The following is a 12464-nucleotide window of genomic DNA, read 5'->3' on the forward strand; positions in this document are numbered from 1 at the left end:
TTTAGTCGCTAATTTGGCTTTAAAGTTATAAATTTAGTGGCTAAATTTTGCTTAATCTGATTTAAATTTTTACTTTAACACACTCTTAATACTGCTTTTAAATTTAACGCTATTTTTAAGTAAAAACATAAACTTTGCGATAATTTTAAAAAAGTTTTTTGATAAAATACTACTACTATTTAGTTTATATACGCAAAATTTAGTTGAAAAATTAAATTATATAAATTTAAAATACAAGATGTTAAATTTAATAAAATCCATTTTTATAAATTCCATAAAAACTTGCAAAATACTTCTTATAAAAGTCAAATTTAACTTATAAATTCACAAACATCTGTTGATACTAGAGTCCCCATAAAATCAGCTTTGGCAAATCAAATTTATAAAGCTAAATTTGACTTTTATAAAAATTATTTCAGATTTTAATCATAGTTTTTGAGTGCATAAATTTATGATTAAGCTATTTATAATGATACTAAAAACAAAGTTAAAAGCGAAATGACTCTATAAATTTAAATAAAATCTTTTAAATTTATTTCAACAACGCCATAAATTTAAATCACTAAAATAAAAGTATTTTAATTAACAAATTTGAAAAACTGTTTAGAGCAAAACAACGGAATAAAAATTCATATAACCATGAAATTTAAAAACTATCTAAAACTAACGCGCGAGAGTTTTAAATTTAATCTTACAAAAAACGCGAACGAATTGTGCTAATCAACATTAAAATTTAAATAAAGTTAAGTAAATTTACTTAACTTTTGCTTTAAACTCAGCTATAATCCCCTCGTATTTGCCTTCATCAGTGCAATAAATAAGCAACAAATCATCAGCGTGAAAAGTATATGAGCCGCTAACCTTAATGCTTTCATTGTCCCTTTTAACCAAAAGTATCAAAAAGTCATCATCCATATCAAGTTCTGCTAGGCTATGACCTATAGCTTTTGAACCGCTAGGGATGGTAAATTGTCTTAATCCGCTATAATAAATCGGTTTGTTTGGAAGGTGCATGTTTGGATCATACTCTTCATCTTTTATGCCAAAAAACGAAGCAGCAAAGCCAAGAGTCGAGCCTTGAAGCAAAACAGATACTAAAACCATAAAAAATATCACATTAAACATTATATGAGCATTTTCTAATCCAGCCGCCATAGGATAAGTTGCAAGTATGACTGGAACAACCCCTCTAAAGCCAACCCACGATATAAAAATCTTCTCTTTTATATTAAATTTAGATAAAGCAAGTCCTATAAAAACGCTCAGCGGTCTTGCTACAAACATCAAAAATAGCGCTATCACACAGCTTATCAACGCTACACTTGGTAGCTCACTTGGAAAAACCAAAAGCCCTAGCGTTAAGAAGATAAAAACTTGCATTAACCATGCAACACCATCAAAAAAACCTATTAAATTTCTTTTATGTATAAACTCTTTTTTGTTTGCAAAAATTCCAGCTATATAGACTGCGATATAGCCATTTCCACCTATTTTAGATGTAAAACCAAATAAAAATATAACCAAAGCTATCATCAAAACCGGATAAAGTCCCCATGAGCTAAGTTTTATCCTGTTTAAAAAACCAGGCATTATCAAGCCAAATCCATATCCCAAAGCACCACCTAAAACAAACTGTAAAATCAAATCCTTAATCAAAATAAAGGCATTTGGAGCTTGTGGAGCTGTTATGATACCAATAACCGTTAGAGTTAAAAATATCGCCATAGGATCATTACTTCCACTTTCAAACTCAAGCAGTTCGCCTATGCTGTTTTTAAGCCTAATGCCTTTTGAGCGAAGTATGGCAAACACAGCCGCAGCGTCAGTTGAGCTAATAATACAAGCAAGCAAAAAGCTTTCTAAAAATGTAAAGTCTAAAACAAAATAAACAAAGCTACTAAGCACAAGAGCCGTTATCACAACTCCAAGAGTCGCAAGAACAAGCCCTGCTTTATAAATAGGTTGAATAGCTTTAAAAGATGTATCAAGCCCACCAGCAAAAAGGATAAAAATCAAAGCTATAGTTCCAAAATCCCCAGCTAGTTTGGCATTACTAAATTCTATCTTTAAAATTCCATCAGTACCAGCAAACATGCCAATAGCTAAGAAAAACAACAAAGCAGGAACGCCGTATTTATCAGAAATCTTACTAAATAGCACGCTTGCGACGAACAACACACCCATAACTATGAACTGAGTTTCCAAAACTTCCCTTCCTACTCAAATTTGCTTTACTTAAACGGATAAAACCAACCACTGTCTACCTTGCTAGTTTTGCCACACTATATTGTTTTATTAAATTTATTTTTTATCTTTTTTGTCATCGTAAAATATAAGATCAAACCTGCTTTTTCTTTTTACAAGCGAGCCTTTTGTAACCTTTGTACCTTGACTTAGACGCTCTATATCGCTTCTTAGCTCATCGACTACTTTTTCATACTCTTCGATTTGCTCTTTTAACTGAAATACAACATCAACGCCAGCTAAATTTACACCCAAGTCCCTAGTAAGCCGCAAAATCATCTTTATCCTATCGACATCGCGCTCTGAGTAAAGTCTCATCTTACCCTCGGTTCTATCTGGCTCTATAAGACCCTCTTTTTCATACTGTCTAAGAGTTTGAGGGTGAATGTCTAAAACTTTAGCCACTACGCTTATAAGATATACTGGCTCATCATAGCTATGCATTTTTTATCCTTATATTTTATAAATTTTCTTCAAGAACTTTTCGTGCTTGGCTATCAAGTTCATTGATATTTGGAAGTATAACATTAACAGTAAGATACAAATCTCCATAAATTTTGCTACTTCTGTTTTGTATACCATATCCTTTTAGTCGAATTTTTTGTCCATTTTTAGTATTTTCAGAGATTTTAATGCTAACATCTTTTTTATATGTCTTAACATCAATCTTGCCACCAAAAAGAGCTGTTTTTAAAGGTATATCGATGTTTTTATACAAGTCATCGCCATCTATTTTATACTCAGAACTGTTTTCAACAGATACGATAAGTATGATATCTCCAGTTTCATTGCTTCTTTGAGACTTTTTACCTTTGCCTCTGATTCTAAGTTTTTCGCCATCTTTTATGCCAGCAGGAATGCGAATTTTGATACTTTGTCCATTTAAATTTATCTGTTTTTCGCCACCAGTTATGGCAAAGTCAAAGTCGATATTTAGCCTTGCATTTATATCCAAATCTTCAGCAAAACCGCCGCCATTAAAGCCGTTAAATCCAGATGAGAAGCCACCATTTGATCTAAAATTTCCAGAAGCGAAACCACCACCAAAAATATTTTTTAAGATTTCGTTTAAGTCGCCCATATCTTCTGCATTTCTAGCGAAATCTTGGAAATTTTGACCGCCAAACATATTATCGCCGTGCATATCATACTGTTTACGCTTATTTTCATCGCTTAAGATTTCATAAGCCCCATTTATCTCTTTAAATTTATTCTCAGCTTCTGGGTCTTTGTTTATATCAGGATGATACTTTCTAGCAAGCCTTCTATAGGCTTTTTTTATCTCTTCAGCACTAGCATCTTTGCTAACGCCTAGAGTTTCGTATAAACTATCACTCATCTACACTTTCCTTATGATTGTTATATAATTTATATTTAGTTATTTAACTATATAGATTTGAGTCTTATTATATCAAAAAGTTTAGTCTATGTCAATCAATCTTTAGCAAATTTTTATTTACTTATTCAAAATTTTATATTAAAGAAATGTTAAAATCAGACATTTATAATTCAGAAAAATTAATCATAAGGATAAAGAATGAAGAAAATTGTTTTTATATCTATTTTTGCTGCATCGGCTCTTTTGGCTGCAAATATCGAGTTTAAAAATGCAGATAATGATTTTAAAAGAATAAACCCAGAATTTGACACCGATGTAGTCATCTCTTACCACGACTCAGTTAGTAGCGCTAAAAAATCAGTAGTTAATATATCAACCAAAAAAGTAGTCTCATCTAGCCCTCACGGCTCTATGGATGGGTTGCTTGATGATCCATTTTTTAGACAATTTTTTGGCTTTAACTTTGGAATTCCACAAGAAAAAACTAGACAATTTAGCTCTTTAGGCTCTGGCGTTATCATATCAAACGATGGATATATAGTGACAAACAACCATGTTGTAGAAGATGCTGATGAGATTTTAGTAAATTTAAGCGATGATGATAAAGAATATAAAGCAAAAGTCGTAGGAACAGATCCAAAAACAGACATTGCTATCATAAAAATTGATGCTAAAAATTTAGAAGCTATTAAATTTGCTGATTCAAGCAAACTACTTGAAGGAGATATGGTTTTTGCCATAGGAAATCCTTTTGGTGTGGGAAGTACGATAACGCAAGGTATCATTTCAGCGCTTAATAAAAGCAACATCGGCTTAAACCAATATGAAAATTTCATTCAAACAGATGCTTCGATTAACCCTGGAAACTCAGGTGGCGCGCTTGTTGATAGCAGAGGCGCTTTAATAGGCATAAACTCAGCCATACTAAGTAGAGGTGGCGGAAACAACGGCGTAGGCTTTGCAATTCCATCAAATATGGTAAAAGATATCGCAAAGCAGCTTATTAGCGATGGCAAGATACAGCGCGGATATATAGGCGTTATGATAAGCGATTTGACAAAAGAGCAAAAAGATGTTTATAAAAACTCAAATGGAGCTTTGATAATCAGCATAGAAAAAGATATGCCAGCAGATAAAGCCGGTCTAAAAAGAGGTGATTTAGTCATAAAAGCAAACGATAAAGATATAAAATCAGCAAATGACCTTAAAAACCTCATAGGCTCACTAACACCAAACAAAAACATCAATATCGAGTATGAAAGAGGCGGAAAAGTAGAGAAAACCTCTGTAAAACTTGCCGATATGGATAGCGGTAAAACATCTCAAGCTTCAACAACTGGCTCAAAAGAGAGCGTAAAAGGCTTAAAGGTAAATAACTTAAGCGAAGATATCAGGTATAAATATAACATAAGCCAAGATATAAACGGCGTTTTGGTTGTTAGCGTTGATAAGGACTCTGATGGATTTAAAGCTGGTTTTTCAAGAGGAGATGTTATCATACAAGTTGGCGATAAAGAGGTTAAAAATATAGATGAATTTAACACAGCGATAGCTAAAAATAAAGATAAGAAAACTCTTATCTGGGTTATTAGAAATGGCGTACCGCAAGGTTTAGTGATAAATAATAAATAAATTTAAAGGCTACAAAAAGTAGCCTTTTTCTTGATAATATATTTCAAATTTGATATAATCGCCCTAAATTTAAGGAAAATCTTATGATAAAAATTTTGATGATTGAAGATGATGTAGAGTTAGCAGAGATTTTAACAGAGTATTTAGAGCAGTTTGATATGAGTATTATCATTGCAGATGACCCATATATAGGACTTTCAAAGTTAAAATTAGAAAATTTTGATATAGTTATACTTGATCTTACACTTCCTGGGCTTGATGGACTAGAAGTGTGCAAAGAGATAAGAAAAACTAGCGCTATACCTATAATCATATCAAGCGCAAGGCACGATTTAACCGATAAAGTCAACGCTTTTGACTTTGGGGCTGATGACTACTTACCAAAACCTTACAACCCACAAGAGCTTCTAGTTAGGATAAAAAGCCTTATAAGAAGAAGTGAAGGCAAAGTTAGCGTTGCAGATAGCAAAAACTTAAAAAAAGATTTAGTTTTAAATGAATTTGAACACATCATCACACTTAATGATCAACCGCTAAATTTAACAGTCGCAGAGTATGATATACTAAGTTACTTGATTAAAAAAGAAGGTGGCGCTATCACAAGAGAAGAGCTTATATATAACTGCGATGCGATAAGCGAAGACTCAACAAACAAAAGCATAGATGTCATCATAGGAAGAATCCGAACAAAACTTGGCGAAAACTCAAAAGAGCCAAAATACATACACGCCATCAGAGGAGTTGGTTATAAACTAACACAATGAAGCGTTCATCTATATTTTATACCATAACTTTTATATTTATTTTAGCTATTATTAGCATTTCGCTCGCTTTTTTATGGCTGATGGATTATGATAAACAAAACTACACAAGAGAGCTAAACGCTAAGTATTCCATAGTCTCTCGCGCTACACTTTTACATATGACTGGGCTTATAACCGATGATGACTATGAGTCGCAGATGAAGAATTTTAAAATGCCAGAAGTTGTAGATAAAACGAGAAAAAACTATATCTTAAACAGCGCAACCATCATACAAGAAATCACCGCCGATATCGGCTCATCGGCTATACTTTTACACAAAAAAAAGCATTTTTTAAGGATAAGACACGCCGATACAACGATGCTTTTACAAGACTCGGACTATCAGCCCTACAGATATGACATCATAAAAGTTATATTTTCTCTTGTTTTTTTAACAGTTTTGATAACTTATATCTTCATAATACGTAAAATCAAGCCACTTAGAAGGCTTAAAAGGCAGATTAACAAATTTGCTAATGGTGATCTTGATATCTCAAACGTAAGCACCGGAAATGACGAGATTAGCGAAGTTGCAGATGCATTTTACAACTCTGTTATGCAGATAAAAAAGCTTAACGAATCAAGGCAACTTTTTTTACGAAACATCATGCACGAGCTTAAAACTCCCATAACAAAAGGCAGAATAACTGTAGAAATGATAGAAAAAGGTAAGTATCAAGACAGGCTTATATCTGTTTTTGAAAAACTTGAAGACTTGATAAATGAATTTGCAGCAGTCGAGCGAGCAACCGCTGGAATCGGACTTAACGAGATGGGCGAGTTTTCGCTACAAGAGCTAATCGATGAAGCGATAAAACTAGCAATGATAGATAAAAATCGAGTTGAGATTATGTTTGAAGAAGATATCATGCTTCAAGTTGATTTCAAACTATTTTCAATCGCGATAAAAAATATGATAGATAATGGCATGAAATACTCTTTGGATAGAAAAATCAAAATTTTAGCCAACCAAAACAGCATAGAATTCCACACTCTAGGCTCAAAACTTGACCAACAACTTGAGTTTTACATAGAGCCGTTTTCTAAAGGCAAAAACGCTAAGCAAAGCTTTGGACTTGGGCTTTATATAGTTGATAATATACTAAAATCACATGGGCTTAAATTTAGCTACAAGCACACAGATGAGATAAATATATTTAGCTTTGAAAATATCGATAAAATCATCATAAAAGAAGATTTCCAAAGCCTTGATGATATCGACAATGTTTCTTAAATTTGGCTATAAATTTTAGTTTTATCGTTTAAAATTATGCATTTTTTAGTTTTATTAAATTTATATCTGTTTTATATAAAAGATAACTTTTTAGCTCTTTAAACTCACTGTTTCCATCTATGGTTATAGAAATTTGATTATTTTTTGTGTAGATGACTATTGTATCGTATATTTGCATTATAAGTATCATTTCCAAAACCGCCAAGTAAAATATCGCTTCCGCTATTTCCTTGAAGTGTATCATTACCATTGCCACCAAATAATACATCATCACCATTTCCACCAATAATTAATCCTCTAGCATCAAGAGTAAGTGGTCTAGCATATACTTCACCATCTGGCATAGTAACTTTTATAAAACCATTTGATGTGACTTCTGGGATGTCTAAAGTTTTATTTGTTGCCCAATCATAAACATTATTTGCAAAATCTTTTACTGTTTCTCCAACAATATATCCAAGAACCATACCTATTGGTGTTGATTTAAAAATTATACCAGTAACCACATCTATTCCCAAATTTATTATGGTTCTAACTATATCTTCACTTTTAGTTAAATTTATAAAATTGCCAGAAATAATGCCAAATATACCGCCTACCATTCTTTCATTCTCTGTCTGTGCTAATAATTGAGAAGCATAAGAACCAAATTTACTTAAATCATCGACTGGTTTTAAAATTTCATTTTTAGAAATCAACAAACGCATTTCGGCTCTATCTAACTCTCTTTTTGCTTCTATTTCTCTACTCATCTCAAACTCCTATATTATGAAAAATATCTTATTTGTTTTATCTATATTAATTTTATTTTTTTGTAAAAAATACTTTTTAATTTCAAGTCTTTCTTTAGGACTATTTGGTAAAATATTTATAAATTTATAACCACTTTTTATAACTATAGCGTCAAACAATTTATAATTAAAAATACTCCCTTTGTTATAAATATAAAGTATAAATTTAGGGGTAAAAAACACAATAAACAGCATAAAGAGAAGTAAAATGGTCTGCGATACTGTATAAAAAATTATACCATTTAGTATCATGCAAAAAAAGAAAAAAATAATAAAACAAATAGCTATTTTATTATATAACATTCCGCCATATCTTTTATACTTTATACTAAAAGTTTGATTTATACTATTTATATCATTTATTTTTATATCAACAAGCATATTTCTACTATTATAACTTATACTATCGTTTTTAAAAGTTATATAGCGATTGTTTCTTGTTGCACTCCATTCTAACAAATACAAACCACCTGCAAACAGTGCTATAATAGTTGTATTTTTTATATTTTGAAAATATCCAAAAAAATACCAAACAATAAAAGCTATAAAAATACATAAAAGAGAAATGTAACAAAAAATATTTAAATTATTATCCTTTATAATCAAAGGCTCTTTATCATAGTCTCTTTGGCTTAAATTGTTAGATTTGGTTCGTGTGGTTTGGTGGTTAGAATTTAACCTACCTTACTCTGAATTTGACTTTTGCTTGTTTTGAGTAGTTGAATTTATCTCTTGTTTTTTATCTAAATTTATCTCTTGTTTGCCAAACATCTTTTTAGCTTTTAGTCTATCTTGTTCTTTAAAAAGCTTTTTTTAGTTCTTCGGCTGATTTGTCTTGCAAATTTTATCCTTTTTATAAATTTAGATAATAAAATTTAAATATTAAAATTGTATCTAAATAGAATTTAGATAATTCTAATGTTAATATAAATAATTAATATATGTAAAGTATATAAAAATTTTATATATAAATAGCAGTTACATTTGGAAGTGTTTTTATATAAGGTGGTATAGAGTTGTTATCTATAATCTCTTGTGAGTCTTTTAAATCTACATTAAAGTATAAATCTTGTGTAGTTACTGTAGTGTTGTTTGTATCATTTAGTGTAGCGGTTGATGTTTGTGTGCTGGTTGTATCTGTGTAGTTTAAATTTATTGATTTAACTTTATCTGATAGTCTTATAAGTTCATTGTTTTGAGAGATGGCATCTTGGTTTATATCTTACCATAGTAGGAGTTTAGTAAATTCAAGGTCGTTTAACCAGCAACTAACTATAATAAAAATTACTATAAAAAGGATAGACTATGGATAGCTTCGATGAAATTCTCTATAAAAAAGATAAAGAGATAAAAGAGTGTGATGAGTTTATAGAATTTATTTGTGAGTACTTCAACAAATGCGCTTTTGATAACTCAAATTCAAATATCCTTATATCGCTATTGTTAGACAAGATTAACTTATATAAATCCTTAGAATACAAGCTAAATCGCAATATATTAAATGATATAAAAAATATAGACGAATACATCTATAGACAAATCAAAATCTTAAAACACGAAATTTTGAACGATTTTGAAGAAGTAAGAAAAGAGATAAACTATATCCAAGAAACATCAAAAGATGAATTAAATTCTAAAAAACAAAGCATCATTTCTAATCTTGAAAAAAAGTATAAACTAGAAAAAACAAACGCAAAAAATAAATCTAATAATAACGCCAAATTAGATGAAACAAGAAACTATAAAGTGTATAAAAATAAGTTTTTTGATAAGATTATATATCAAAAAGCAAAGCTCGCAAAAATCGAGGCTTTATGTAGCATATTAAGTTTTATTAGAAATAATCAATTTATATCAACAGTGTTATTTTTTGGATTTGGGCTTATTGTATTTTTTATACACTTTGGTTTAAAATATAAATACATCCCATTTCTGCAGTACCAAGAGTTATTATCTATCATAGTGTATAATTCAGCTTTTTTGCTACTATTGGCTATATCTTTAGTAGTTCTATATGGATTTTGGTATCTGTATAATACAGATAAAATTTCTGGAAATTTTGCTGATAAAAAGTGGTTTTATACCAACTCTTTATTTGTTTATATTTTAGCCTTTTTATTAAGCATTTTTACCGTTCTTTTTATCTTGCCATATTTAAATTCTTTTATCAAAATATTTTATGAACTTGCACCTATTCTCATCTTGATTTTTTCTTTACTTGTCTATATATGGCTCATATCATTGTCTATAAACAGCGAAAAAGTAGCTGCTTCTTTATTTTCTATTTTTACATTAGCATTGTTTATACCATCACTTGTAATCCAATCTAATTTTGCACTTCTATTTTTAGTAAGGCACTTTTTATCTTTTTCCCACTTTCATTTACTTGGGCTTTGCTGATATCCGAAGAGACGAATAAAAAATTTATATCTGCCTTTCTTATCATAATGTTTGCAATTTTAGCTTTTGGAATTATACTATTTTATTCTGATTGGCTATATAAGACACTAAATTTAGGTGGATTGAAATATCAAACATTAGTAATTGACAAAAACGCGTTTAATGCCCTACCAAACGAAATTAAATCAAAAGATAATTTTTTAGATAAAAATATTTCTTTTAACAACGATAGCAATATCACTTATATAACAAAAAATGGTGATAAATTTATTACTATTCATAATATAAAAGCCATATCTACTATAGGTAAATTTTACTATTTAGAAAGTAATGATGGAGTTAAATTTGAACTAAATAGCGAATTTATAAAAAGCAGGAACCTAGTTAAATAAACGTGCAATAAATTTGCTAAGCAAATTAGAGAAATTTGTAAAATCACTATATTAATTTTGCAAATTTACTCTATTTTATATATTTTTTTACAAAATATTACCTTTAATAAAAATAAGCATATTTTAAAAAGTAGAGCTGCTTCTTTCTATCTAACGCTTAATCCCTCATCAAGGTATCTGATAATAGGATAAATAAATAGTTCTATGACTCTTCTTTTACCTACTTTTATCTCACTGATTACGCTCATTCCAGGTTCTAGCTCTTTCTTTTCTCCATCTACTATTAAAAAGTTTGTTACTAAGCCAACTTTTATCTCATATACCTCACCTAACTTTTCATCTTTTATAGAGTCATTTGATATATGGATTAACTTACCTTCTAGTTTGCCATACTTTTGGAAGTTAAATGTATCGACTTTGATAGCCACATCTTGGTTTGGTTTTAAAAAGCCTATATCTTTGTTTAATACCGTTGCTTTTATGATTAGTTTTTGACTTGATGGGATTATAGAGATAAGCTCTTCTTGAGCGTTTATGGCTGAGCCTTGAGTGTGAATCAACAGTTTGCCTACGTATCCATCTACCGGAGAGCTTATGACTTGTTGTTTGGTTTGAAACTCTATCGCGTTTATATCTGCTTGGAGCGTATTTGCCTCTTTTTGTTTTATAAGCAGCTCATCTAGCCACTTAGACTTTGAAGTAGATATAAAGTTACTTAGCTCTTTACTTGTTTCATCTTTTTTACTATTTAGCTCATCTAGTTTCGAGTAAGCTACCGATAGTTGCGATGAATACTCCGCTATGGCATTTTTTAGCTCATCATACTCTTTTAAGGCTATTATATCTTTTACGCTATCTAATCTTTTAAGCCTTTTAGCACTGCTTTTTTTAAGCGTGTTTAGTCTTTTTATATCGGCTTTTGTTGCTAAGATATTGCTATCTAGTTGTTCTATCCTTAAATTTAGTTGATTAATGCCTTGTATGTAGCTATCTTTTTGATTTAAATACAAATTTAATTCATCTTGACTTAAGGCAGATATACTATCTTGTTTATCCGTTTTATTGTTAATATTATCTAATTTTACGTTTAGAGTATGGGTTGTTTTATTCTTAGCAATATCGTTAAAAGTAGCACGATCTATATCGCTTAGTGCTTTAAGTCTGGCTATAGAGTAGTTTAACGCTTTCAGCTCATCTTGCTTTGTGGTTAAATTTACCTTCGATACGCTTGGATCTATTAGGATTAAAGCTTGATTTGCTTTTACTTTATCACCTTCTTTTACTAAGATATTTGATATGATTCCACTTTCTATCGGTTTTAAAATTTTTATCTCTCCATCAGGAACAACCTTGCCACTTGCACTAACTACAATATCAATCTTAGCAAACACAAGCCACAGTATAGATACTACTATAATAGCTACAACGGTATAGAGTATAAAATTTGCTAGAGGATTAGCAGGAGAGGATTCTATCTCTACTAAAAGAGGTTTAAATTCGTGTGAGTCATCATCAATCTTTTTAAATATTTTTAACATAAATAAGCTCTTTTATTTGATATGAAGTTAAAGTGAGCTTTGAATGAATTTACTAATATATAGTTAATAATATTATTTAAAATATCTAAA

The 12464-nt window shown here is 30.3% G+C and carries 12 protein-coding genes; 5 read left to right on the top strand and 7 right to left on the bottom strand.

The window, feature by feature from the left end; all coding sequences use genetic code 11:
• Nucleotides 1-753: 753 nt before the first annotated feature.
• The 3 genes from CGEO_RS05885 to CGEO_RS05895 all read right to left on the bottom strand — a co-directional run bounded on the left by CGEO_RS05885 (nt 754) and on the right by CGEO_RS05895 (nt 3583).
• On the bottom strand, nt 754-2205 hold the full coding sequence (locus CGEO_RS05885; protein WP_082255664.1) for a potassium/proton antiporter: 1452 nt from the start codon (nt 2203-2205) through the stop codon (nt 754-756).
• A gap of 96 nt (nt 2206-2301) precedes the next feature.
• Nucleotides 2302-2688, bottom strand: a complete 387-nt coding sequence (locus tag CGEO_RS05890; protein ID WP_075494401.1) for a heat shock protein transcriptional repressor HspR — start codon at nt 2686-2688, stop codon at nt 2302-2304.
• 16 nt (nt 2689-2704) lie between these two features.
• Complete coding sequence (locus CGEO_RS05895) at nt 2705-3583, bottom strand: DnaJ C-terminal domain-containing protein (protein ID WP_075494400.1); 879 nt, start codon at nt 3581-3583, stop codon at nt 2705-2707.
• A 198-nt stretch (nt 3584-3781) separates the two neighbouring features.
• Here CGEO_RS05895 and CGEO_RS05900 point away from each other — a divergent pair, with 198 nt between their 5' ends.
• From CGEO_RS05900 to CGEO_RS05910, 3 genes are all read left to right on the top strand, one after another.
• A complete protein-coding gene (locus CGEO_RS05900; protein ID WP_075494399.1) occupies nt 3782-5215 on the top strand; it encodes a Do family serine endopeptidase in 1434 nt (477 codons plus the stop codon).
• A gap of 83 nt (nt 5216-5298) precedes the next feature.
• Nucleotides 5299-5979, top strand: coding sequence for a response regulator transcription factor (locus tag CGEO_RS05905; protein ID WP_075494398.1), 681 nt, complete (start codon nt 5299-5301; stop codon nt 5977-5979).
• Nucleotides 5976-7253, top strand: a complete 1278-nt coding sequence (locus CGEO_RS05910) for an ArsS family sensor histidine kinase (protein ID WP_075540340.1) — start codon at nt 5976-5978, stop codon at nt 7251-7253. The genes CGEO_RS05905 and CGEO_RS05910 overlap by 4 nt, the downstream gene beginning before the upstream one ends.
• Before the next feature lie 34 nt (nt 7254-7287).
• Here CGEO_RS05910 and CGEO_RS05915 read toward each other — a convergent pair whose 3' ends face one another.
• From CGEO_RS05915 to CGEO_RS05925, 3 genes are read right to left on the bottom strand one after another with little or no spacing between them, the layout of a single operon-like run.
• Nucleotides 7288-7431 carry a hypothetical protein gene (locus tag CGEO_RS05915; protein ID WP_172658101.1) on the bottom strand — a complete coding sequence of 48 codons (144 nt, stop codon included), beginning with the start codon at nt 7429-7431 and terminating at the stop codon, nt 7288-7290.
• Nucleotides 7391-8005: a calcium-binding protein gene (locus CGEO_RS10170; protein ID WP_075540339.1), complete on the bottom strand. Its 615-nt coding sequence runs from the start codon at nt 8003-8005 to the stop codon at nt 7391-7393. Before CGEO_RS10170 ends, CGEO_RS05915 begins: the two co-directional genes overlap by 41 nt.
• Before the next feature lie 9 nt (nt 8006-8014).
• The gene (locus CGEO_RS05925; RefSeq protein WP_075540338.1) at nt 8015-8650 is read right to left on the bottom strand and encodes a hypothetical protein; all 636 of its coding nucleotides are present in this window, start codon (nt 8648-8650) and stop codon (nt 8015-8017) included.
• 957 nt (nt 8651-9607) lie between these two features.
• Between CGEO_RS05925 and CGEO_RS05930 the strand changes: the two genes are divergently transcribed.
• Nucleotides 9608-10444, top strand: coding sequence for a hypothetical protein (locus CGEO_RS05930; RefSeq protein ID WP_172658102.1), 837 nt, complete (start codon nt 9608-9610; stop codon nt 10442-10444).
• 122 nt (nt 10445-10566) lie between these two features.
• On the top strand, nt 10567-10836 hold the full coding sequence (locus CGEO_RS05935) for a hypothetical protein (RefSeq protein WP_075540336.1): 270 nt from the start codon (nt 10567-10569) through the stop codon (nt 10834-10836).
• A gap of 146 nt (nt 10837-10982) precedes the next feature.
• Here CGEO_RS05935 and CGEO_RS05940 read toward each other — a convergent pair whose 3' ends face one another.
• Nucleotides 10983-12374, bottom strand: a complete 1392-nt coding sequence (locus tag CGEO_RS05940; protein ID WP_075540584.1) for an HlyD family type I secretion periplasmic adaptor subunit — start codon at nt 12372-12374, stop codon at nt 10983-10985.
• Between the last annotated feature and the right edge of the window lie 90 nt (nt 12375-12464).

Source organism: Campylobacter geochelonis (assembly GCF_013201685.1).
Classification (GTDB): domain Bacteria; phylum Campylobacterota; class Campylobacteria; order Campylobacterales; family Campylobacteraceae; genus Campylobacter_B; species Campylobacter_B geochelonis.

Excerpts from the sequence above, each read along its gene's own strand:
- CGEO_RS05900 (WP_075494399.1), top strand. The coding sequence starts at position 3,782 with ATGAAGAAAATTGTTTTTATATCTATTTTTGCTGCATCGGCTCTTTTG.
- CGEO_RS05940 (WP_075540584.1), bottom strand. The coding sequence starts at position 12,374 with ATGTTAAAAATATTTAAAAAGATTGATGATGACTCACACGAATTTAAA.
- CGEO_RS10170 (WP_075540339.1), bottom strand. The coding sequence starts at position 8,005 with ATGAGTAGAGAAATAGAAGCAAAAAGAGAGTTAGATAGAGCCGAAATG.
- CGEO_RS05890 (WP_075494401.1), bottom strand. The coding sequence starts at position 2,688 with ATGCATAGCTATGATGAGCCAGTATATCTTATAAGCGTAGTGGCTAAA.
- CGEO_RS05895 (WP_075494400.1), bottom strand. The coding sequence starts at position 3,583 with ATGAGTGATAGTTTATACGAAACTCTAGGCGTTAGCAAAGATGCTAGT.
- CGEO_RS05905 (WP_075494398.1), top strand. The coding sequence starts at position 5,299 with ATGATAAAAATTTTGATGATTGAAGATGATGTAGAGTTAGCAGAGATT.
- CGEO_RS05915 (WP_172658101.1), bottom strand. The coding sequence starts at position 7,431 with ATGCAAATATACGATACAATAGTCATCTACACAAAAAATAATCAAATT.
- CGEO_RS05910 (WP_075540340.1), top strand. The coding sequence starts at position 5,976 with ATGAAGCGTTCATCTATATTTTATACCATAACTTTTATATTTATTTTA.